This is a genomic window from Mycolicibacterium wolinskyi (assembly GCF_002101965.1).
GTDB lineage: Bacteria > Actinomycetota > Actinomycetes > Mycobacteriales > Mycobacteriaceae > Mycobacterium > Mycobacterium wolinskyi.
The window spans coordinates 47948-70431 of record NZ_LQQA01000036.1 but is presented as its reverse complement, the minus strand read 5'-3'; the positions used below and the strand labels follow the sequence as shown (position 1 = coordinate 70431).

Annotated in this window: 23 protein-coding genes and 1 pseudogene; 16 read left to right on the top strand and 8 right to left on the bottom strand. The window is 67.4% G+C overall.

Annotated elements, in window-relative coordinates:
- Positions 1-504: LLM class flavin-dependent oxidoreductase (locus AWC31_RS36645; protein ID WP_133060251.1), on the top strand; the 504-nt coding region annotated here is incomplete at its 5' end.
- Positions 456-845, top strand: a pseudogene (locus AWC31_RS36640) (nuclear transport factor 2 family protein); the annotation flags it as partial. The gene AWC31_RS36645 and the pseudogene AWC31_RS36640, both read left to right, overlap by 49 nt.
- 76 nt (positions 846-921) lie before the next feature.
- Here AWC31_RS36640 and AWC31_RS36635 read toward each other — a convergent pair.
- Positions 922-1437 (bottom strand): NUDIX hydrolase, encoded by a 516-nt coding sequence (locus AWC31_RS36635; protein WP_067851914.1) that lies wholly within the window; start codon positions 1435-1437, stop codon positions 922-924.
- A 55-nt stretch (positions 1438-1492) separates the two neighbouring features.
- Between AWC31_RS36635 and AWC31_RS36630 the strand changes: the two genes are divergently transcribed.
- The 3 genes from AWC31_RS36630 to AWC31_RS36620 all read left to right on the top strand — a co-directional run bounded on the left by AWC31_RS36630 (position 1493) and on the right by AWC31_RS36620 (position 3577).
- Positions 1493-2131: an LmeA family phospholipid-binding protein gene (locus AWC31_RS36630; RefSeq protein WP_085150798.1), complete on the top strand. Its 639-nt coding sequence runs from the start codon at positions 1493-1495 to the stop codon at positions 2129-2131.
- A gap of 263 nt (positions 2132-2394) precedes the next feature.
- The gene (locus AWC31_RS36625; RefSeq protein ID WP_085150796.1) at positions 2395-2694 is read left to right on the top strand and encodes a hypothetical protein; all 300 of its coding nucleotides are present in this window, start codon (positions 2395-2397) and stop codon (positions 2692-2694) included.
- A gap of 112 nt (positions 2695-2806) precedes the next feature.
- On the top strand, positions 2807-3577 hold the full coding sequence (locus AWC31_RS36620) for an SGNH/GDSL hydrolase family protein (RefSeq protein ID WP_085150794.1): 771 nt from the start codon (positions 2807-2809) through the stop codon (positions 3575-3577).
- On the opposite strand, the gene AWC31_RS36615 is transcribed toward AWC31_RS36620, so the two are convergent.
- The 3 genes from AWC31_RS36615 to AWC31_RS36605 are packed head-to-tail and all read right to left on the bottom strand — an operon-like array spanning position 3574 to position 5405.
- Entirely contained in the window at positions 3574-3960 is a 387-nt protein-coding gene (locus tag AWC31_RS36615; protein WP_085150792.1) for a DUF732 domain-containing protein, read from the bottom strand. The two genes, AWC31_RS36620 and AWC31_RS36615, sit on opposite strands and share 4 nt — an antisense overlap.
- 26 nt (positions 3961-3986) lie before the next feature.
- Complete coding sequence (locus AWC31_RS36610; RefSeq protein ID WP_067851919.1) at positions 3987-4550, bottom strand: hypothetical protein; 564 nt, start codon at positions 4548-4550, stop codon at positions 3987-3989.
- A gap of 60 nt (positions 4551-4610) precedes the next feature.
- Positions 4611-5405 (bottom strand): nuclear transport factor 2 family protein, encoded by a 795-nt coding sequence (locus tag AWC31_RS36605; RefSeq protein ID WP_085150790.1) that lies wholly within the window; start codon positions 5403-5405, stop codon positions 4611-4613.
- Positions 5406-5482: 77 nt separating this feature from the next.
- Between AWC31_RS36605 and AWC31_RS36600 the strand changes: the two genes are divergently transcribed.
- From AWC31_RS36600 to AWC31_RS36590, 3 genes are all read left to right on the top strand, one after another.
- The gene (locus AWC31_RS36600) at positions 5483-5893 is read left to right on the top strand and encodes an Rv0313 family protein (RefSeq protein ID WP_085150788.1); all 411 of its coding nucleotides are present in this window, start codon (positions 5483-5485) and stop codon (positions 5891-5893) included.
- A 92-nt stretch (positions 5894-5985) separates the two neighbouring features.
- Positions 5986-6405 (top strand): hypothetical protein, encoded by a 420-nt coding sequence (locus AWC31_RS36595; RefSeq protein WP_085150786.1) that lies wholly within the window; start codon positions 5986-5988, stop codon positions 6403-6405.
- 79 nt (positions 6406-6484) lie between these two features.
- Positions 6485-8149, top strand: coding sequence for an acyl-CoA synthetase (locus AWC31_RS36590; protein WP_085150784.1), 1665 nt, complete (start codon positions 6485-6487; stop codon positions 8147-8149).
- A 72-nt stretch (positions 8150-8221) separates the two neighbouring features.
- Here the strand turns inward: AWC31_RS36590 and AWC31_RS36585 are convergent, their stop codons facing one another.
- Both AWC31_RS36585 and AWC31_RS36580 read right to left on the bottom strand, forming a co-directional pair.
- Complete coding sequence (locus AWC31_RS36585) at positions 8222-8494, bottom strand: hypothetical protein (RefSeq protein WP_085150782.1); 273 nt, start codon at positions 8492-8494, stop codon at positions 8222-8224.
- Positions 8495-8507: 13 nt separating this feature from the next.
- Entirely contained in the window at positions 8508-10229 is a 1722-nt protein-coding gene (locus AWC31_RS36580; RefSeq protein ID WP_067851925.1) for a sodium:solute symporter family protein, read from the bottom strand.
- A gap of 139 nt (positions 10230-10368) precedes the next feature.
- Here AWC31_RS36580 and AWC31_RS36575 point away from each other — a divergent pair, with 139 nt between their 5' ends.
- The 4 genes from AWC31_RS36575 (at position 10369) to AWC31_RS36560 (ending at position 14968) form a co-directional block, all read left to right on the top strand.
- Positions 10369-11160 (top strand): DeoR/GlpR family DNA-binding transcription regulator, encoded by a 792-nt coding sequence (locus tag AWC31_RS36575; protein ID WP_085150780.1) that lies wholly within the window; start codon positions 10369-10371, stop codon positions 11158-11160.
- Positions 11157-12239, top strand: coding sequence for a galactose-1-phosphate uridylyltransferase (gene galT / locus AWC31_RS36570; protein WP_085150778.1), 1083 nt, complete (start codon positions 11157-11159; stop codon positions 12237-12239). Before AWC31_RS36575 ends, galT begins: the two co-directional genes overlap by 4 nt.
- The gene (locus AWC31_RS36565) at positions 12236-13324 is read left to right on the top strand and encodes a galactokinase (RefSeq protein WP_207626505.1); all 1089 of its coding nucleotides are present in this window, start codon (positions 12236-12238) and stop codon (positions 13322-13324) included. The genes galT and AWC31_RS36565 overlap by 4 nt, the downstream gene beginning before the upstream one ends.
- Before the next feature lie 141 nt (positions 13325-13465).
- The gene (locus AWC31_RS36560) at positions 13466-14968 is read left to right on the top strand and encodes an AMP-binding protein (RefSeq protein ID WP_085150774.1); all 1503 of its coding nucleotides are present in this window, start codon (positions 13466-13468) and stop codon (positions 14966-14968) included.
- On the opposite strand, the gene AWC31_RS36555 is transcribed toward AWC31_RS36560, so the two are convergent.
- A complete protein-coding gene (locus tag AWC31_RS36555; RefSeq protein ID WP_085150772.1) occupies positions 14891-15916 on the bottom strand; it encodes an esterase family protein in 1026 nt (341 codons plus the stop codon). The genes AWC31_RS36560 and AWC31_RS36555 overlap by 78 nt on opposite strands.
- Before the next feature lie 130 nt (positions 15917-16046).
- Positions 16047-17111: a DUF7159 family protein gene (locus AWC31_RS37045; RefSeq protein ID WP_474626686.1), complete on the bottom strand. Its 1065-nt coding sequence runs from the start codon at positions 17109-17111 to the stop codon at positions 16047-16049.
- A 249-nt stretch (positions 17112-17360) separates the two neighbouring features.
- Here AWC31_RS37045 and AWC31_RS36540 point away from each other — a divergent pair, with 249 nt between their 5' ends.
- From AWC31_RS36540 to AWC31_RS36525, 4 genes are all read left to right on the top strand, one after another.
- A complete protein-coding gene (locus tag AWC31_RS36540; protein WP_085150770.1) occupies positions 17361-18278 on the top strand; it encodes a LysR family transcriptional regulator in 918 nt (305 codons plus the stop codon).
- 85 nt (positions 18279-18363) lie between these two features.
- Positions 18364-19746 (top strand): MFS transporter, encoded by a 1383-nt coding sequence (locus AWC31_RS36535; protein ID WP_234817130.1) that lies wholly within the window; start codon positions 18364-18366, stop codon positions 19744-19746.
- Positions 19747-19773: 27 nt separating this feature from the next.
- Entirely contained in the window at positions 19774-21018 is a 1245-nt protein-coding gene (locus AWC31_RS36530) for a M20 family metallo-hydrolase (protein ID WP_085150768.1), read from the top strand.
- Positions 21018-22475, top strand: coding sequence for an amidase (locus AWC31_RS36525; RefSeq protein ID WP_085150765.1), 1458 nt, complete (start codon positions 21018-21020; stop codon positions 22473-22475). The genes AWC31_RS36530 and AWC31_RS36525 overlap by 1 nt, the downstream gene beginning before the upstream one ends.
- Positions 22476-22484 lie beyond the last annotated feature (9 nt).

The following is a 22484-nucleotide window of genomic DNA, read 5'->3' as shown; positions in this document are numbered from 1 at the left end:
GTGTGCACCGATCCCGAGCGCGCCGCCGGTTACCTGCTGACCTGTGGGCCCCGCGCCGACGAGCAGATCGCGGTACTGCGCACACTGTGGGCGGACCAGCCGGCGGGCGCCGAATTCCACGGCGAGTTCTTCGATTTCGCGCACGCGATGAGCTACCCGAAACCGGCCCGGCCCATACCGATTCACATCGGCGGGCACAGTCGCGCGGCGGCGCGCCGCGCGGGCCGGCTCGGCGACGGGTTCCAGCCGCTGGGCGTGGCCGGTGCCGAACTCGACGAGCTGCTGGCGGTCATGCGGGCCGAGGCCGACGAAACCGGCCGCGACCCTTCGGCTTTGGAATTGTCGCTGGGACATCTGGTCACCAAGATCGATGCCGACCGGGCCGGGCGGCTGGCGGATCTGGGTGCCGACCGGCTGGTGCTGGCGATGCCACCGCTCGGCGACATCGCCGAAGCATGCGACACGCTCTCTGCGTGCGCGCGGCGATTGGGGCTCACGGCATGACCCTCGCCGTGGCCGACCGCCTCGCCCTGGCTGATCTGGTGCACCTGTACGCGGCCGCGGTCGATGACCGCCGATTCGGCGATGTCACGGAATTGTTCACCGAGACAGCCGAATTGCGGCTACCCGAGCCGCCGGCACGCTTGGATCCGGTGCGGCGCTGGGATGGCCGCGACGGCGTGCGCACGGCATTGTCGGCGCTGACCGAGGTGGTGCGCACGCAGCATGAGATCGTCGGCGAGGTCTACGCCCCGGGCACCGACGCCGGATATGCGCTGGGCCGCATCACCGCCGTCGCCCACCACTGGTCCTTCGGCCCCGATCATCCGACCGACCTCGTGTGGCACATGCGTTACGACGACGAGTATCTGCTGACGCCGAAAGGCTGGCGTATCCATGGGCGCGCGTTGACCATCAACGCTATCGAGACCCGGCCGCTGCGCCGTCTGCGTCCCCACCCTCATGGCAACCCGCCAGATCCGGCGCGGCCATCAGTTGATCGAGTAGCGGGCGCTGCCCGGCCAGCATCTTCGTCCGGGCAACGGCCACCGGAAGCCACGCAACGCGGTCGATTTCGGGAAACTCCCTGACTTTCCCCGAGCCCTTCGGCCACTCCAGGGTGAACGTATTGCTACGCGCGTGCGTCACATCGAAATCCGCACGCACCGCGAACGCGGTGACGACCTTGCCGCCGGCCTGCCGCACCGGGACGAGGTCCCGTCGCGGACCCGCGGGTGGCGGCGCACCCAATTCCTCGCCAAACTCGCGCTGGGCGGCCGCCCATGGATCTTCGTCGTCGGTGTATTCGCCTTTCGGCACCGACCACGCTCCGTCATCCTTGCGTGCCCAGAACGGCCCGCCCGGATGGGCGAGCAGCACCTCCACGGTGTCGTCGACGACGCGGTAGAGCAGCAACCCGGCACTCAGTTTGGCCATTCCGAGCACGTTACGCGCGGCCGGAGTCGGGGCGGGCGCGACACCGGCGGCGGCGATGACGGATGCTGGTGCGGTGACACATCCGGTACGGCTGAGGATGCGACGGCTCCTGGTCGGCCGCCGGCTCACGGCACGTCTCGGCGGTGACTCCGTGGCCCTGACCGTCACCGACGTCGGATCTCGACTCGACGCCCGCACGTTGGCGGCGGGCCAACTGGGACGCGTCCACCTCGGCGCCCGCGACATCCGTTGGCGCGGCCTCCGTTTCGCACGGGCCACGGTGACACTGCACAACGTGCACATCCGGCCGTCAGTACCGCCGGTGGTGGTGGCCAGGCCGGTCGAACTGACACTCGAGGCCGCTTCGCCCGCGCTCGACGAACTGCTCGCCCGCACCGTCCCGCGGCTACGGGTCCAGGTGGGCGGCGACGGTTTGGCCCGGGTGCGGTTGGCCCGCCGCCCCCGGCTGGGGCATGTCGAGTTGGATGTGCGCCTCGACGGGTCGACGCTGCGGTTTGTCCCCACGCGTCTGGTCGTCGGGCGACGGCGCTGGGCGGTGCCGCGGCGCACGCCGTCGTATCCCGTCCGCCTGCCCGAACTGCCGCACGGGCTGCAGGTGACCGGTATCCGGTTCACGCCGCACCTGCTGCGGGTCGAGGCGACCCTGCCCGAGTGGCAGATGCGCCGACCGTAACCGCCATCACTTTGCTGGTTTGGTATGAAGCGGGTCACTTACACGAGTGAGACGGCCGTCTCACCCGTTCCTTCGAGTGGAACCCGAACACAGAAATCAGGCCACTGACAACAAATTCGCGCAGTGGGAATGAAATCTCTGAACTGGGTGTTTAACACGATGTAACCCTCAGGGAACTTAGCGATGAGCGCTGGGTGAACGCACGACACACGCGCCGCACCTCGACTCGCGACACAACCGAACAATGAAAGAAGGCACGAAAGATGAGGAAGCTCGGATTTGCTACCGCACTCGCGGGTGGAGCTGTTGCGGCTGTGATCGGCCTCGCCGCACCGGCGCAGGCAGCGCCTACCGGACCGGGTAACGCCCAGGAGACCATCAGTGAACTCCAGTCGCAGGGCTATACCGTGATCGTCAACCGGACCGGCTCGACCCCGCTCGACAAGGCCACCGTCGTCGCGGTGCGCCCGGGACAGACGTTCTCACGTACCGATTCCGGTAATCCCGGTGACAGCTTGCAGACGACCGTCACCGACAAGACCGTTTACGTGGACGTGAAGTAACGCCAAACTTCTCCCAAACGTCATGGAGGGGCGCCCAATTCGGGCGCCCCTCTTGTGATTTGCCGGCCGGGTCGCCGACCGTGTGCATCGGCGCGGCGCTAAAGTCGCCAGCGTGCCAAGCTTTACCCGGTATGTCGCGCTGGGCGACAGCCAGACCGAAGGATTGTGGGACGGCGACGACACCGTCGGCCTGATGGGATTCGCGGACCGCCTCGCGCTCGAACTCGACGGGCACTATCCGGGCCTGGGCTACGCCAATCTCGCGGTGCGCGGCCACCGGATCAGCGATGTGTTGTCCGACCAACTCCCCCAAGCGTTGTCCATGCGCCCCGATCTGGTCACCATCTGCATCGGCATGAACGACGTCACCCGGCCCGGGCGGTCGTTCAACCGGGCGCTCGACGATCTGGAGCGCATCTACGCCGCGCTCTCCGCATCCGGTGCCACGGTGGTGACGACGACCTTCCCCGACATCACGCAGATCTTGCCGGTGGGCCGGCTGCTCGGGAAACGGGTGCTGCACATCAACGCCGCCATCACCGCGGCCGCCGACCGGTACGGGTTCCGGTTGGTCGATCTGTACTCGGCGGCGTCGATGCGGGAGGCCGAGACCTGGAGCCCCGACCGGGTACACGGCTCGGCCAAGGGCCACATGCTGTTCGCCGCTGCCGCCGCCGAGGCCCTGGGATTGCCTGGCAGCAGCCATGATTGGGCTCATGCCGGCGGCGCGGCGGAACCGCAGTCGTTTCGGTCGCGCGCCTATTCGCAGGCGTTGTGGACACAGAACATGCTCATGCCGTGGATCTGGCGCCACCTGCGCGGCCGCTCGGCCGGCGCGGGCCGAGCACCGCGCCGCCCGGTGCTGCTGAGCCTGAGCGCTTAGAAACCGAGAATCGAGAGCGGGAGGTTCGCCAGATCGGCCGGCACACCCTCGCCCATCTTGGCCACCATCGCCGGGCAGAACGTGGATATCGCGACCCCGGTGAACATCGTCGCAGGCCCGATCGGCATGCCGCCGGTGTCGGCGACCTTGGCGGCGACATCGGCAACGGTCTGCCCCGGCTCGGCGAGCATCGGGCACACCGACTGCCCGACGGTCATCGCCTGAGCGGGATCGGCCGCCGCGACGCCGGCCTGGCTGAGCGCATCGATGAACGCCGGGTCGACCGGATCGGCACCGGCCGGTGCGGCGGCGACGGCCCCTCCGGTCGCGATCGCTGCCGCGGCGGCGAGCACACGGATGGCCAGGACGGTTCTGCGCTGCATGCTGTGAATCGTACGGGCTGGCGCGATCAGATCCCGGTCCAGGCCGAGTCGAGCTCTCTGGCGACGTCGATCACCTTGGCCTTCTCGGATTCCGGGCTGTCGATCTCACCGGCAACGTGGGCCGCGATGAAGCGTTTGATCTCGTCATCCACGCCGGCCAGGATGCGCAGCACCTCGGCACGCAACGACTTCGACGTCACGTGGATCGAGATGTCGGACGGGCGGGGCTTTTTCACGTCGAGGATCAGCAGCAGCGGCTCGGCGGCCAATGCCGTTGCCCGCAGGTCGATCTCACCGAACACCATGAACTGCGGCCGGTCGATCCGCAGATCGATGACCATGTCGATCTCCAGCGGTATCCGGATGGAAAAGCTGATTCTGTCGCCGACCTGACGGCTCACCCTGGGCTTCTGGATCTGCACGCGCGCCGTGACCTTGGCGATCTTGCCCGGTCCCTGGCCGATCGGACCCATCTCGAACGCATCGCCCGCGATGGCCCCGATGGCGTCGCCGACCCGATCCTCGGATACGGCGATCTCGAAGAATCGGCGCCCGAATTCCTCGTAGGTGATGTAGTCGTGGTCAGCCATGGTGTAGATACCGTCTCACGCCGGCTGCCCGTGGCGATACAACCGGGCCGGTATGGCCGATCACTCGGCGAAGTAGCGCAACCGTTCCACGGCGACCGGTTTTGCGGTCAGGTCGGCGATGAGCACGGCCCGCCGCCCGCCCGAGTCCAGGCCGGCCACGAAACTGTGACCCGACGCGATCACCTTGCGCCAATTCGCCCCGGCTGTCTGTTCGACGAGCCGCGATGCCGTCAGCGGGGCGGTGTCGCCCGCCAGCACCGCGGTGTCGCGTTTGAGCCTGCGGCGCAGCGCCACCTCGTCACCCGCGCACAGGTCGGTGAGCAGCCCGGTGAACAGTTTCCGGCCCCGCCGTCCCGCGCCGCGGAACCCGCTCGCAAAGCCCACGGCGCCCGCCGGACCCTGGTTTCGCAGCAGCGCGCCGGTCAGCTGCAGACCGGCCGGAACCGCACCGAGGCCGTTGCGTGCGAACTGGCCGACCATCGCGGGCAACTCCCAGTAGGCCTGCAGTTCGGCGATCTGCGGGCCGTCGGCCCCGGCCCGCAGTACATATCGCAGGTACGCCGGAATCCTCATGGTGACCGATGAGCCCATCGCCACCTCGAGTTCGAGATCGCGGATCACCGTGGTGGCGTCGACGATGTCGACGTCGCGGTGGAACGTGATGTCACGCGGGCCGATGAAGGTGTCGTAGAAGCGGGCGATCCGCTCGCGACCGATGTGCGGCCGCGAGCCAACCGGGTCCTCGACCTGTCCGCCGTCAGCGAACAGCCCGACCCACCCGTCGCGGTCGTGGGCGCCCGCGGCCTGCGGCGATCGTTCCGCCGCGACCAGTAGCTCGGCACGTGTGAAGCTCATATGGTTCGTTTACCATCCCGCATCGCGCCGGCTGCGCGCACACTGGTAGTTGACTGCGGTTTGACTAGGAGGTCGCGATGAGCGGCAACGGACCTTTCGGATTCGATCCCGAGGACTTCGATCGTGTCGCCCGCGAGGCCGGCGAAGGGCTGCGCGACGCGCTCGAGGGCATGACCAGGTTTTTCACCACGTCCGGTGAGCGTGCCGGGTGGGCCGGGCTGCTCGACGAGTTCAGCCGGATGTCGCGTCCGCGCACCGAGCCGGAGACCACCGGCGAGAAGGGCGACGGCGTGTGGGCGATCTACACCGTCGACGACAACGGCGGTGCCCACATCGAACAGGTCTTCCCCACCGAGCTCGACGCACTGCGCGCGAACGCCACCAATACCGATCCGGTGCGCCGGGTGCGGTTCCTGCCGTACGGCATCGCGGTCAGCGTGCTCGACACCGACACCACCCGCGCCGACACCACCGACACCACCGAGTAGGCCGGTCGGCAAAAGCCGACGGAGCGCGGGCGCCACCGGTTAGGCTTCGGGCCCAGGACAAACGACCTGGCCGGCAGACCTGAGGGTGAGACATGATTCGCGAACTGTGCGTCGCCGCGGCGATCACGGGAGCCGCACTGGCAACGGCGGCCGGTGCGGCCGCCGACGACAACATGTATTTCGACGAGCCGGGCCGGTATCCGACCGATGTGCCTGGCATGAGTTACGAGGCGCATCAAGGCGCCCCGTGCTTCAGCTGGGAGCGCAACGTCTTCGGCCGGGGCCCCGGCGGGGAACCGTTGCAGTGCCGGTGGATCCCCAATCAGTGGCCGCCCGTCACGACCGGCTTCTGGACCCACGCCTATCCGCTGCACGGGGTGCAGGAGATCGGCTCGCCGTGTCCCGGCCCGCAGGCAGCCGCGCAGTCACCCGATGGCCGGCCGATGCTGTGCCTCGGCGCACGCGGCTGGCAGCCCGGCGTGTTGACGGGCAACGGGTTCTTCCCCAGCTGATTCACATCCGGCACCCGGCCATACAACTATGTGACCGGTGTATGGTCGTGGCACCAAAATCCATGCACACAGGAGTGCCATGAGCGGTGATGTGACGTTCGACCTGTCCACAGTCTTCTCAACGGTGGCCCGCGCCATCCCCGATCAGACCTTCCTGGTGTGGCGGGACCGCCGGTTGAGCTATTCGCAGTTCGACGCGCGCGTCGACGGTTTCGCCCACTACCTGGTGTCGGCCGGGTTGGGCGCGCACACCGAGCGCGCTGCGCTGGCCGGTCACGAATCGGGGCAGGACCACCTCGGGATCTATCTGCGCAACGGCAACGAGTACCTCGAGTCGATGATCGGCAGTTACCGGGCCCGGGTCGCCCCGTTCAACGTCAGCTACCGCTATGTCGAGGAAGAACTCCTCTATCTGCTGACCGATTCGAATGCGCGCGCCCTGATCTACAACGCCGAGTTCGCGCCGCGCGTGGCCGCGATCCGCGACCGGCTGCCGAATCTGGCGGTGCTCATCCAGGTCGCCGACGAGTCGGGGCACGAGCTGCTGCCGGGCGCGGTGGACTACGAGACGATCCTGACGACGCCCGCGCCCGCGGACATGCCGACCCCGTCCGGCGACGACCTCTACATCCTCTACACGGGCGGCACCACCGGCATGCCCAAGGGCGTGCTGTGGCGCCAGCACGACATCTTCCTGTCCTCGATGGGCGGGCGCCCGTTCGGCAGCGACACATTCCTGAGTTCGTACGACGAACTCGCGGACAAGGCGCGCGCGTCGGCGGGCGCGATGTCGATGCTCATGATCCCGCCGTTCATGCACGGCGCCGCGCAGTGGGCGGCCTACAACGCCATCACGATGGGCGGGCGGCTGGTCATACCCGACGACGTCGTGCGGTTGCAGCCCGACGCCGCGCTGCGCCTCGCCGAACGTGAACGGGTGCTGAGCATTCCGGTGGTCGGCGACGCGATCGCGCGGCCACTGCTCGACGAGATCGAGACCGGCAATTACGACCTGTCGGGCCTCGTGACGATCAGCAACGGCGGCGCCCCGCTGTCACCGACCGTGCGCGAACGCATCCTGACCGCGCTGCCGCATCTCATGTTGCTCGACGCGGTCGGGGCGTCGGAGTCCGGCGCCCAGATGAGCACGTACGCAACCGCGGGTGCCGAGACCGATGTCGCCACGTTCAACCCGCAGTCCGACACGGCCGTGGTCGCCGAGGATCTCAGCCGGGTGCTCGGCCCGGGCGAAGGTGGGGGCTGGCTGGCCCGCCGCGACCTCATCCCGCTCGGCTACCTCGGTGACGAGGCCAAGACCGCGCGCACCTTCCCCACCATCGACGGCGTGCGCTGGTCGGTGCCGGGTGATCGCGCAAATGTCTTGCCCGACGGGCGGATTCAGCTGCTGGGCCGCGACTCGGTCACCATCAACTCCGGCGGCGAGAAGATCTTCGTCGAGGAGGTCGAACGCGCGGTGGCCGCGCATCCGGCCGTCTACGACGTCGTGGTCGTGGGCCGGCCGTCGGAACGCTGGGGCAGCGAGGTCGTCGCGGTCGTGCAGTTCGCCGACGGCGCGTCGGCCAGCGACGACGAACTCGTCGAGGTGTGTCAGCGTTCGATCGCGCGCTACAAGATCCCGAAGGCGTTCATCCGGGCGCCGAAGATCGTCCGCTCCCCTGCCGGGAAAGCGGACTATCGCTGGGCCAAGTCGGTCGCCACCGAGAGCGCCGACAGCTCCGCGTAACGCTACCGAGAACGACGAAAAGGTCGATCTCCCAATGAAACTTCGACCATTTCGTTGTTCTCGACGCCGCGATCACCCCTGTTCGTCGTCGACGGGTCGCAGGTAGGCCCACGCGAAGAAGACGGCGGCGACGACGAGCAGACACACGCCGACCCACCAGTTGGCGTCGGTTCCGATGTAGAGGTCGACGCGATTGTTGGTCGTCTCCTCGTGACGGTCGGCCAGTACGGCCGGCACGAGGCCCGCGATGAGCAACACCACGCCGTAGATCTCCAGTAGCGCACCGATGATGTTGCGGATGTCGAACAGCCGAAACTGCGGCTTGGTCCTTGCAGTGCTTGACATTCGGACTCCCGGCTCAGTGGAAGATGATGTTGAGGATCACGGTGAGGGCCAGCGCGACGCCGGCGAGCGGCGTCGCACGCAGATACCACGGTTTACCGGCGCTCTCGGGGTCGTGGAAGATCTCGCGCGGCGTCTCCGAATAGACCAGGCCGACCAGTTCAGCGGCGGGTTTCGGCCTCGTCGCCATGCTGACGACGACGCTGACGACGATGTCGACGACGAAGGCCGCGGCCGCCGCCACGAACGGCATGCCCTGGCCGGGCAGGTTGATCACGCCCACCTCGGACAGGATGAAAACGAATACGGCGGAAAGGGTTCCGGCCACCAGCCCCATCCAGCCCGCGGTGGGGGTCATCCGCTTCCAGAACATGCCGAGGATGAACGTCGCGAACAGTGGCGCGTTGAAGAACCCGAACAACGTCTGCAGATAGTCCATCAGGTTCGAGTAGCCCGCGGCGATCAGCGCGGTGAAGATCGCCAGCACCGTGGCCGCGACCGTCGCGATCCGCCCGACCAGGATGTAGTAGCCGTCGGGCCGGTCCTTGACCACGTACTGCTGCCAGATGTCGTAGCTGAACACGGTGTTGAACGCCGAGATGTTGGCGGCCATGCCCGCCATGAACGACGCGAGCAGACCCGTGACCGCGACGCCGATCAGGCCGTTCGGCAGGATGTCGCGGATCATCACGAGCATCGCGTCGTTGTAGGTGATGTCGCCGGTGCCGGTGGTTTTCAGGTTGATGACGTCACCGATCGCGGCCGCCGCGATCATGCCAGGGATCACCACGACGAACGGGATGAACATCTTCGGGAACGACGCGATGATCGGTGATCGCCTGGCGGCCGAGATCGAGTTCGAGGCCATGGCGCGCTGCACCTCGACGAAGTTCGTGGTCCAGTAGCCGAAGGACAGCACGAAGCCGAGACCGAAGACGATGCCGATGACCGACCACAGCGGGCTGTCGAAGCCCGACAACGCTTGTCCTGGCCACGTCGTGAGCTGTTCGTGTACCGAGGCGGTCACCGTGCCGTCGGTCGTGGTGTCGATGACCTTCTCCTTGAGGCCGCTCCACCCGCCGACCTTGATCAGGCCGAACACCGTGAGCGGCACGAGCGCGGCGAGGATCACGAAGAACTGCAGCACCTCGTTGTAGATGGCGGCCGAAAGCCCGCCCAGCGCAGTGTAAGTGAGCACGATGACGGCGGCGACGATCAACGACAGCCAGCGGTTCCAGCCGATCAGCACGTTGATGACGGTGGCCAGCAGGAACAGGTTGACGCCCGCGATCAGTACCTGAGCGACGGCGAAGCTGATCGCGTTCACGAGGTGTGCGCCGGGCCCGAAGCGCCTCCGCATGAACTCGGGCACACTGCGGACCTTGGAGCCGTAGTAGAACGGCATCATCACGACGCCGAGGAACAGCATGGCCGGGACGGCGCCGATCCAGTAGTAGTGCATCGTGGACAGGCCGATCTCGGCTCCGTTGGCCGACATGCCCATGATCTCGATGGCGCCGAGGTTGGCCGATACGAACGCCAGGCCCGTCACCCACGCGGGCAACCGGCGGCCGGACAGGAAGAAGTCCAGGCTCGTCGAGATCTGGCTGCGGGCGATATAGCCGATTCCCAGGACGAAGACGAAGTAGATCGCGATCAACAGGTAGTCGAGCGCGCCGACGGACAGGCGCAGAACACTGTCAGCCGCGAGGGTGGTCGTCGCCAAATCTGTGGTCATCCACACCTTCTGAGGTATCAGGTTCCAACGAAAACAACCAGAAGGTAACAGGGATGGGACGAGAATATGAGGCATTCGGTGAGAATTTGTTTGTTACTGTTCGTTTGCCGCATCTACTCGAAGGAGGTGCCACCGCCGAATGTTGGCCGCTGAACGCCGACGCGCAATCCTGCGTGCGCTGAACTCGGGTGGCGCGGTGCGCGTGGCCGAGCTCGCCGCCCAGCTGGCGGTGTCGGAGATGACCGTGCGCCGCGACCTCGATGCCATGGACGCCGAGGATCTGCTGCGCAAGGTGCACGGCGGCGCGGTCACCCGGCACAACCGCGGCGAGGAGCCGTGGTCGTCGGTCAAGGCCGCCCAGCAGCGGGCCGAGAAGGCCGCGATCGCCGATGTCGCGGCAGGCATGGTCGCCGACGGCGTCACCATCGCGATCAGCGCGGGCACCACGACAACCGAATTGGCCCGCAGGCTCCGGCACCGGCCGTCGATCACCGTGGTCACGAACTCCCTCACGGTCTTCGATGTGCTGACCGCACCGTCGACCGACGGCGCCGACGCTCCGCAGGTCTATCTCACCGGTGGTACACGCACGCCCTCGGATGCGCTGGTGGGCCCCATCGCCGACGCGGCACTCGCATCGTTCCGGGTCGACGCGACCTACCTCGGCGTGCACGGGTTCGATCCGCAGGCCGGGTTGACCTCACCCAACATCGCTGAGGCGCAGACGAACCGGACGCTGATCGGGATCGGCGCCCAGCTCGTGGTGCTGGCCGACCACACCAAGTACGGCGAGATCGGCACGAACGTCTTCGCCGGCCTCGGGCAGGTCGACACCCTGATCGTCGACGACGGGCTGGCCGACGAGGATCGCGCCGCATTGGCGGGCCTGGTCGGCAATGTCGTGATCGCGCAGGTGCCGGGACAGTCATGACCGAGCCCCTGCGCTGGACATTGGCCGACGGCCGCGAGCAACTGTACTTCTCGCTGCCGGGCCACACCGCGGACCCGGTACCGGATCGCCGCCCGTTGCCCGCGCGCGGAAAACAGATGTCGCAGTTGCGTTTCGACCGCCAGACCGGCCAGTGGGTGGTCATCGCGGCACTCCGGCAGGATCGCACCTACCTGCCGGCCGCCGACCGGTGCCCGCTGTGCCCGGGACCGTCCGGCGAGACGAGCGAGATCCCCGCACCGGACTACGACGTCGTCGTCTTCGAGAACCGCTTTCCCAGCCTGTCCGGGGATTCGGCGTTCTCGTTGCCCGACACCGGCGGCGCCGAATTCGTCGCGGCGCCCGGGCACGGTCGCTGCGAGGTCATCTGCTTCTCGAGCGACCACACCGGTGCGTTCGCGCAGCTGCCGCTCCCCCATGCCCGGCTGGTGGTTTCGGCGTGGCGGCACCGCACCGCGGACCTGTTGAGCCGCAGTGCGATACAGCAGGTGTTCTGCTTCGAGAACCGCGGCGAGGAGATCGGGGTGACCCTCAACCACCCCCACGGCCAGATCTACGGTTATCCGTATCTCACGCCGCGTACCGAGCAGATGTTGCGCGCCGCGCGCGAGCACCGCGCCCGCAACGGCACCAACCTGTTCGCCGATCTGCTGGCCCGCGAGCTCACCGCGGGCGTGCGTGTTGTCGCGCGCACCGAGCTGTTCACCGCGTTCGTGCCGTTCGCGGCCCGCTGGCCGGTGGAGGTTCACATCTATCCAAACCGTTTCGCACACAACCTGACCGAGCTCGGCGACGACGAGCTGGACGGCTTCGCCGAGATCTACCGCGACATCCTGCAGAGGTTCGACCGCATGTATCCCACACCGCTGCCCTATATTTCGGCGTTGCACCAGTACCGCGACCGCGACGACCAGCGAGAGGGCTACTTCCATGTCGAGCTGATGTCGGTGCGGCGCAGCGCGACCAAACTCAAGTACCTGGCCGGTTCGGAATCGGCCATGGACGCCTTCATCAGCGACGTGACGCCCGAGAGCGTCGCGGCACGGCTGGCGGAGCTGTGATGGTCACCTACGCGGCTCCCGGCCGCATCAACCTGATCGGCGAGCACACCGATTACAACCTCGGTTGGGCGTTACCGATCGCGTTGCCGCAACGCGTCGTCGTGCAGTACCGGCCCGATGATTCGGACTCGATCACGGTGCGAAGCGATCGCGAATCGGGCCAGGTGGACATACCGCTCGGCACCGCTCCCGGAGACATCACCGGCTGGGCGGCATACATCGCGGGGGTGATGTGGTCCCTGCGCACGGCAGGCCACCCGGTCACCGGCGGCGCCATGACCATCACCAGCGATGTCGAGATGGGCTCGGGCCTGGCGTCGTCGGCGGCGCTGGAATGCGCGGTGCTGGCGGCGCTCACCAGCGGACAGTCCATCGACCGGGTCGAGCAGGCCCGCATCGCGCAACGGGCCGAGAACACCTACGTCGGCGCGCCGACCGGCCTGATGGACCAGCTCGCCTCGCTGTTCGGCCAACCGCAGCACGCGATGCTCATCGACTTCCGCGACCTCACGGTGAAACCGGTACCGTTCGACCCCGATTCGGCGGGCATATCCTTGTTGGTGATGAATTCCCGTGCCGCACATCGTCATGCCGGCGGCGAGTACGCGTCCCGCCGGGCGTCGTGTGAGCGGGTCGCCGCTGCGCTGCAGGTCGATTCGCTGCGCGAGCTGCAATCCCGCGGACTGGCCGCCCTCGACGGGCTGGCCGACCCCGAAGACACCCGACGCGCTCGCCATATCCTCACCGAGAACCAGCGGGTTTTCGATTTCGTTGCGGCACTTGAGGTTTCCGACTACGCCAAGGCCGGCGAGATCCTCACGGCCTCGCATGCATCGATGCGCGACGACTTCGAGATCACCACCCCGCACATCGACTTGATCGCCGACACGGCGGTGCGTGCCGGTGCGCTCGGGGCACGGATGACCGGTGGCGGATTCGGCGGATGTGTGATCGCACTGGTTCCCACCGACCTGGCGGACACGGTCGGCAGTACCGTGCGCGACGTGGTCACCGGCGCCGGCTACCCCGAACCGACGATCGCGCCCGCCCGCGCCGCGATCGGCGCCGAGCAGGTGCGCGGCTGACTCAGCCCACGACAATGCGCAGCCGCTCCCAGCCGCCGCGCACGGTCAATTTTTGGGCGATCGCTCAACTGCATAAGCTGAGGCCATGTGTAGCAGTCCGCGCGCCGTGAGGTCAAGGGTGCCCACCCGGTGTGAGCAGCTATGAATTTGCTGCACGAGCTGATCGCGGAAGCCGCGCGCACCGCACCCGACCGCGCGGCGCTCATCACCGATGACGGTACGACGACGGGATTCGCCGAGTTCGATCGCCAGATCCGTTCCGTCGCCGCGTGGACCGCCTCACGCACCGATCCGGCCGACCGGGTCGCGGTCATCGCCGACAACGGCGCCGCCTACGCCTTGCTCTATTACGGAGTCCCCCGCAGCGGCCGGGTGCTGACCCTGATCAATCAACGGCTGAGCCCCGCCGAGCAGGTTGCGCAATTGGACGCCACCCGTCCCGCGCTCGTGCTAGGTGACGCGAAATACCTGTCGGCCCTGGACAACACCCCCGACGATTCGCACCTGGTGACCTTCGATTCGGCCGCCTGGCGGGATGCGACAACGGCTGACCCGCAATTCCCCGACGCCGCGGGTCCGGATGATCCGGCGTGGCTGCTGTTCACCAGTGGCTCCACCGGCGCCCCGAAAGGTGTTGTGCACAGCCATCGTTCGATTCTCGCGGCGGTCCGTGGAACTGTCGCCGGCCGCTCGGTGCAACCGGGCGGGGTGTATCTGTTGCCGTTCCCGATGTGTCACATCGCCGGCTACAACATGCTCGTACACCACGCGACCGCCTCGACGGTCGTGCTCACCGCACAGTTCCGCCCGGAAGCCTTCGCCGATCTGGTCCGCACGCACGCCGTGCGATCGTGCTCGCTGGCCCCGACCATGCTGCACTCGTTACTGGGCCATCTCGAACGCACCGGTACGCGACTGCCGACCCTGCAAGCCGTCGCGTACGGGTCGGCCGCCATGCCGCTGGATCTACTGCGCCGCGCGATCGACGTGCTCGGCGTCGACTTCCACCAGGGCTACGGCATGACCGAAACGGGCGGCAACATCACGTTTCTCGGCCCAGACGACCACCGCGCCGGAGCGGCAGGCGATACCCGGCTGCTCGTGAGCGCCGGCCATCCGCATCGCGGCGTCGAAGTCGGCATCGTCGGCGCGGACGGCATGCCCCTGGCCGTCGGCGACGTCGGTGAGATCGTGGTGCGGGGCGATCAGGTCGCACCCCGGTACTGGCCGGCTCAGCCCGGTACGACCGACGGGTGGCTGCGCACCGGCGATGTCGGGCGCCTCGACGCCGACGGTCGGCTGTTCGTGGTGGACCGGCTCAAGGACGTCATCGTCACCGGCGGGGAGAACGTGTCCTCACGTGAGGTCGAAGACGTGTTGTCCGGTCATCCCGATGTCGACATGGTCGCCGTCGTGGGGGTTCCCGACGACTACTGGGGCGAGGCGGTGTGTGCGGTCGTCGTGCCGGTGGCGGGCCGCGAGCCGTCTGCCGACGAGCTGATCGAGCATGTGCGTTGTGCCATCGCAGGTTTCAAACGCCCGCGCGTGGTGCTGTTCGTCGACGCGCTACCGCTGACCGGAAACGGCAAGGTCGCCAAGGACCGGGTCCGCGAGTTCGCTCGGTCTGCTGTCCTGGGGCACTGACCCGACGACCTGCAGCAGGTCGGGTTTCATCCGCTGCAGTTCCTGCTCCCAGTACCCCCAACTGTGTATCCCGTCCGGGAAATCGAACACGCCGTTGCGACCGCCTGCCGCGATGTAGGCGTCGGTGAAGGCCCGGTTGGAATCGATCGCGAACCCTTCGAGGAATCCGAGCCCGCCGATCGGCGCGTCGGGACTCGCCAGCGCCGGATCGCGCGGTGTGCCGTTGCCGCAGTAGATCCAGATCCGGGTGTTGTTGGCGACGAGCTGCCCGACGTTGACCGTGGGATCGTTGCGCGCCCAGGCCGGATCACCCGGCGGGCCCCACATCGCGTCGGGGTTGAAGCCGCCGTTCCACATCATCGCGATCCGCACCTTGCCGGGCCAGTCCCCCGCAGACAAGTTGAGAAAGCCCGACAGCGAGCCGGCGTAGACGAACCGGTCCGGGTGGTGCGCCGCGAGGACCAGTGCCGCCGATCCGCCCATCGAGAGCCCGACGACCGCGTTGCCCGATGCCGCGACATCCCGGTTCGCGGCCAGCCACGCCGGCAGCTCCTGGGTCAGAAACGTCTCCCATTTGTAGGTGACGGTCCCCGCGTTGCCGACGGCCGGTGCGTACCAGTCGCTGTAGAAGCTCGACTTGCCGCCGACCGGCATCACGACCGAGAGCCCGGACCCGTCGAACAGATCGAATGCGGCGGTGTTGATATCCCACCCGTTGCGGTCGTCGCCCGCCTCCATGCTGTCGAGCAGATACAGCGCGTGCGAACCCGGTCCGCCGCTGAGGAATTCAATCCGGATATCGCGGCCCATTGCAGACGAGGGCACGTCGAGAAATTCGATCGGCGCATTCGAGTACGCGTGGGCCGGGTGTGCGACCAGCACCCCGGGCGCTAACGCGGCCGCCAATGCGACGGCCGCGTAACGCCGTATGGTCGCAACGATTGCCATCCGCGGCCAACCCCTCGTAACGGCCCCGACCATGCGGAACAATACGCCTTATTGGTGCCGCGAATTGGATTTTCGGCGAACACGAAAACGCAGCAAATTAACGCAAACAGAAATTGAATGCGCAAATTTGTCAGGGCAGCCCGGCCAGGAAGGGATTGACGAATATTGGCGGGGGCGGCGGCGCGATGGCCGGTGCTGGTTCGGCAACAGGTGCCTGCGCGACGCCGGGTGCTTGCGCGACAACAGGTGCCTGCGGCGCGGCCGCGGCAGGCGCGGTTGCCGCGGCAGGCACGGGCCCCGGCGCGAACAGCTGCGGGCCGGCCGGGCCGGGCAGGGCGGCGACCGGCAGATGTGCGACGACGGCCGACGCGGGCTCCGGTGCGCTCACCGGCGGCTCGATCGTCGCGGCGGGTTGCGCGGCCTGAACCACCGGACTGGACTCCACGACCGCGGTGTCGAAGGCTTCCGTCGGCTCGTACACGGGCGTGCGGTCCGCGCGCTCGGCCGACTCGTCCGCACCGGGTTCGACCACAGCGGGGCGCTTGGTGCCGACGAGCGGTACCGCGACGCTGACGACCTGCGGATTTCCGGCCGACGCGGGGGTGGGCGGCTCGGGCGCGGGCTGCAGAGCTTCGGGAACGGATTGCGATCCCACCACCAGCACGGCGATCACCACCGCGGCGGCAGCGGCACCACCGACGCGAAGCCCCGTGAACCTTCTGGCCTTGACGGCCGAGTCGACGTCGGGCTGCGTGCGCTGGACGGCGATGGCACCGGTCGCGACCGCGCGGGCCGCTGCTTGCGCGAGAGACAGCTTGGGCTCGGCGGCGTCATCATCGCGGTCGGCTCCCGGCACCACGCGCACATCGGCGAAGCCCGCCGCCGCAAGCGCTGCGATCAGTTGCCTGGCCTCGGCGTCGACATCCTCGGACCACGTGACGCCGACGGCCCGGACCTCCTGCCCGCTCGACGCGGCGATGGAGCGCGCGCCCCGTGCGGCCGCGGCCCCGCGGTCGGCGAGCTCGTCGGCGGTGTCGACGTCGAACGCGTCGTCGTCCAGGGGAGTGCCGTCCGGTGCATCGCCGTCGACAAGGACCCAGCCGACGCCGTCCGACGTCACTGACAGTCCCAGTACCGTCTTCACCCGTTCGGCCCCAATTCCTGTACTTCCCCGACGAAATGCCGCGACGATCATATTTTGCTCGCCCCGGAACGGCATCTTGTGCAAAATCCGATTTTCGGTGACTCGACCCTTCTACCGACGGCCTTACCGACGGTGTTACCAGCGTGATGACCTCGAAAGACCGGCTCGGCGGCCGCGCCAATTACCCGGCAGTCATCCGAAGTTCATTAGCTGATCAACAATTAAGAATCGGTGAGAACGCTGAACCGTCGCCTTATTCGACGGCAACGTGCGCGGACCGGCTCAAGGCATGATGCGGTCATGGCGAAGTCGTTCACCTTGGTCCAGCTGAGGTACTTCACGGTGGTCGCGAGGCTCGAGAACATGCGGGCTGCCGCGTTCGAACTCAACGTCACCCAGTCGACGCTCTCGGCCGCCATCCATCAACTCGAGCGCGAGGTGGGTGTCCAGCTGTTCCATCGCCGGTCGAACCGCGGCCTGCGGCTCACCGCCGAGGGCAGGCGGCTGCTCATGGGCGCCAGGACCGTGCTGGAAGACGCCGATCAGCTCTACCACTCGGTGCGCGCCGAGCGGGAGGAACTGGCGGGTGACCTGGTCGCGGGGATCTTCTCGCCGATCGCGCCGTTCCTCGCACCCAAGATTCTCACCGCGTTCGAGCAGCACCACCCGGCGATCAAACTCAGCTTCCTCGAAGCCGACCAGGAGACGCTCATGAGATCCCTGGCCGAGGGCACGTGCGAAACCGCATTGATGTACGACCTCGGCCTGGGCACCGATTACGAATACCGGGTGCTGCAACGCGTGCCACCCCACCTGTTGGTGGCCGAGAACCACCCGCGCGCAGCGCATCCGGATGTCGCCGTCCACCTGAAGGAATTCGAGGACGAGCCGTTCGTCCTGCTCGACCTCAAGCACAGCCGCGAGTACTACCTCGACATCTTCAAACGTCTCGGCCTGCGTCCCCGCATCAGGCACCTGGTCTCGGGATACGAGACCGTGCGCTCCTACGTCAGCATGGGTCACGGTTACTCGATGCTGAACTGGCGCTTGACGCGCGACGTGACCTACGCGGGCGGGCGGGTGATACCGCTCGAACTGGCCGACGAGCTACCGCCCATCGAGCTCGTGCTGGTGCGCATGAAGGGCGGGCGCCCGACGCGCAAGTCGATCGCGTTCGAGGAAATCTGCATTGAGCTGCAAAGCGAGGGACGCAGATGAGACGCATCCGATCGTTTTTACCGATCGATACGACCAATCTTTTTCGTTGGACTCGTTCGGTGGTGGTCACCATGCTGGAAGCACTGTGACGCCCGACACCGCCGGCCCCGGCCGCATCACCGAGAAGAGAACCTCCATGACAGCGCAGGAACTGGTCATGAAAACCGAACCCGAAGCACCAGATCAGCCGAAGCGCAGCTCCGGTATGCAGAAGCGGGTGCTGGCCGGTGGCAGCATCGGCCAGTTCATCGAGTTCTACGACTTCACGCTCTACGGACTGTCGGCGGTCACCCTCGCCAACCTGTTCTTCCCCAGCGAGAACGCGCTGGCCGGTCTGCTCGCCACGTTCGCGACCTTCGGCGTGGCCTTCCTGTTCCGGCCTCTGGGCGGCCTGTTCTTCGGGGCGCTCGGCGACCGCATCGGCCGCCGCAAGGTCCTGTTCATCACGCTGCTGTCGATCGGCGCCGCCACGACCATGATCGGGCTGCTGCCCACCTACAGCACCATCGGCGTGCTGGCCCCGATCCTGTTGATCCTGTGCCGGCTGGTCCAGGGCTTCTCGGCGGGCGGCGAATCGGTGGGCGCACCGGCATTCGTGTTCGAGCACGCACCGCTGGACCGGCGCGGGTTCTGGATCAACGTCACGCTCGCCGCCACCGCGCTGCCGTCGGTGGTCGGCGGCACCCTGATCCTGGTGTTGTCCTCGACGATGTCGTCAGAGGCCTTCACGTCCTACGGGTGGCGCATCCCGTTCCTGATCGCCCTGCCGCTGGCGTTCTTCGGCCTGTGGATCCGCGCCAAGACCGAGGAGTCCGAGGCGTTCAAGCAGGTGCTGGCCAAGCATGAGCACAAGGAGTACAGCCCCATCCGGGAAGCGTTCCGCGAGAACAGGATCCGGATGTTGCAGGTCATCTTCGTGATGGCGCTGACCGCGATGGGCTTCTATTTCCTCTCCGGGTACTTCGTGTCCTACGTGCAGGTCACCGGCAACCTCAGCCGCGAGCAGTCACTGCTGGCCAATGCGGTCGCGATGGCGATGTATGCCGTGCTGCTCCCGATCGGCGGCATGATCGGTGACCGGGTCGGCCGCAAACCGATGCTCATCGCGGGCTCGGTGGCCCTGGCGCTGCTGTCGGTTCCGTGCTTCATGCTGGTGACGAGCGGGTCGCTGCCCCTGGCGATCGCCGGACAGCTGTTGTTCGTCGTCCCGATGTGCATCTATGGCGGCGGGTGCTACACGTTCTTCGTCGAGATCTTCACCACCGAAACCCGATTCACGTCCGCGGCCATCAGCTACAACGTCGGCTATGCCGCATTCGGCGGCACCGCACCGTTCATCGGCACGATGCTGGTCTCGAAGACCGGCCTGAGCGCCGCACCGGGCGTGTACATGGCCGCGGCAGCCGCCGTCGTCGCCCTCCTGCTGGTGTTCACCAAGGTGCCCGAGACGCGCCGCCGCATCGGCTAAACACTTTCGAAGCCAAGGAGTTCCATCATGGATGCAAACGCATTCCTCACCGATTTCCATCATGTCGCGATGTTCGGCGCGACGCCGAACAACGGCGTCGACCGGCAGGCCGCGACCGCCGAGGACAAGCTGAGCCGCGACTGGTTCGCCGAGTTCGCCGCCCAGCGCGGCTGGGAGTTGCGCGTCGACGCCATCGGAAACATGTTCGCGCTCATCGAGTTCGTGCCCGGCGCACCCTACGTGCTCATCGGGTCACATCTGGATTCACAGCCGCTGGGCGGCCGGTTCGACGGGGCCTACGGCGTCATCGCCGCATTGCACGCCGCGCAACGGGTCGCCGCCCGGGTCGGTGAACACGGCGCCCAGGTGACCTACAACCTCGGTGTCGTCAACTGGTTCAACGAGGAGGGCGGGCGGTTCGCGCCGTCCATCATGGGCTCGTCGGTGTTCGCCGGCCTGATGGACGAGAACGAGATGCTCCAGGTTCGCGACCTCGGCGGGGTTTCGGTCGCCGAGGCGCTCGACGCCATCGGCTACCGCGGAACCGATCCGCGTCCGGACACCGCCGGCTACGCCGAGATCCATATCGAGCAGGGGCGCATCCTCGAACGCGAGAACATCAACCTCGGCGCCGTCGAATCATCTTGGTACACACAGAAACTCGACATCGAGGTGCTCGGCGAGCAGTCGCACACCGGCGCGACCGCGATGGCCGACCGGCACGACGCACTGGTCGCTGCCAGCAAGGTGGTGCTCCTGGTCCACGACGTCACGCGGAAGTTCGAGGACGAGGCCATCGTCTCGTCGGTCGGCCGGTTCACCGTTGAGCCGAACTCGCCGATCGTCGTGGCGCGTCGCGTGCATCTGGTCGCCGATCTGCGTTCGGCCTCACCGGAAATCGTCGCGACGGCCCGGGCCAGCCTGCTCAGCGATATCGAGGCCATCGCCCGCGAACACGACATCGCGATCAACGTGCGCGATTTCGACGTCCGCGACATCCAGTACTTCCCCCAGTCCGGTATCGAACTGACCGAGAAGGTGGCCGCGGACCTCGGGCTGAGCGTCCGCCCCATCCGCACCATGGCCGGCCACGACTCGGTGCCGATGAACCGGATCGTGCCCACGGTCATGATGTTCATCCCGTCGGTGGACGGCGTGAGCCACTGCGAACGCGAGTTCAGCACCGACGAGGACATGGTCGCCGGCGTCGACGCGTTGACGAACGTGGCGTGGGAGATGGTCAACGGTTCGCTCGCCGAGTCGGCCGCCTGATGGAGACGACCTCGACAACCGAGTTGGCCTACCTGAGCGCCACCGAAGCGCTCGCGGCGTTCCGGCGGCTCGAGCTCTCGCCGCTTGAGGTGCTCGAAGCCCAGATCGCCCGGATCGAAGCACACAACGGCAACCGCGCCACCGGGATCAACGCGTTCACCGAGACGCTGTTCGACGAGGCCAGGCCCGCGGCCCGCCACGCCGCCGACACCTACGCCCGTTGCGCCCGCACCGGTGAAACGCCGCCCGCACTGCTGGGTTTGACCGTGGCGACCAAGGAGAAGCACGGAATCGCCGGGCGGCTGCTCGAACAGGGTTTGGTGGCCAAGCGCGGTCAGTTGGCGCAGCACGATCATCCCGTCGTCGAACGGATCAAGGCGGCAGGCGGAATCATCCACGCGCGCACTACAAGTCCGGAGTTCAGCTGCGCGACCGTGACCCATTCGCCGATGTGGGGTGTCACCCGCAACCCGTGGAACCCGCAGACCTCCCCCGGCGGCTCGTCGGGTGGCGCGGGTGCGGCGCTGGCCGCCGGGTTCGCCACGCTGGCCACGGCTTCCGACATCGCCGGTTCGACGCGGATCCCCGCGGGGTTCACGGGCACGGTCGGCTACAAGGCACCGTACGGCCGCATCCCGGGCCTGCCGCCGTTGGCCGCGGACTGGTACCGGGGCGACGGGCCGATGGGCCGCACGGTGGCCGACGTGGCGTTGCTGTCGTCGGTCATGTCTGGCAGGCATCCGGTCGACCACGGCTCATGGGGCCCCAATGGCCAACCGATCCCGTTGCACGGCGGCGTCGAGGGTCTGCGGATCGGGCTGTCGGTGCGGCTCGGCGACTTTCCCGTGGCTGCCGAGATCGTCGAGAACACCCGTGCGGTCGCCGCAGCACTGACCGCTGCCGGCGCCGACGTCGTCGACGTGGAACTGCCGTGGACGACAGCCCTGATCCGGGAGACGATCTTCGCGCACTTCGGCCACATCCTCGGGCCGGCCGTGGCGCGCGAAACCGCGGGCACCGAGGATCAGCTCGCGGCCTACACGCGGCGCTTCGTCGCCGATGCGGCTGCGGCGGCGCAGCGGTACACCCTGGTCGATTCCCTGGCCATGGACGCGCGACTGCAAGCCGATCTGGCGGCCGCGATGCGTGGCATCGACGTCCTGCTGTGCCCGACGTCGGCGGTGACCTCGCTGCAGGCCGACGGGGATTACCTGGACGGCATCGACACGGCAGGCAGGCACCTCGAGCACTACTGGGAAGGTCACTTGACCAGCCCGTTCAATGTCGCCAACCACTGCCCGGCGCTGTCGGTGCCCAGCGGGTTGTCCGCCGAGGGCGTTCCGACCGGTGTGCAAGTGGTCGGCCATCCGCACGATGAGGCGATGACGTTCCGGGTGGCGCAAGCCGTGGAGACCCTCGTGGGGTTCGAGATCGAGGTCGGCAGCCTGCGCGTCTAGCCATCTGCC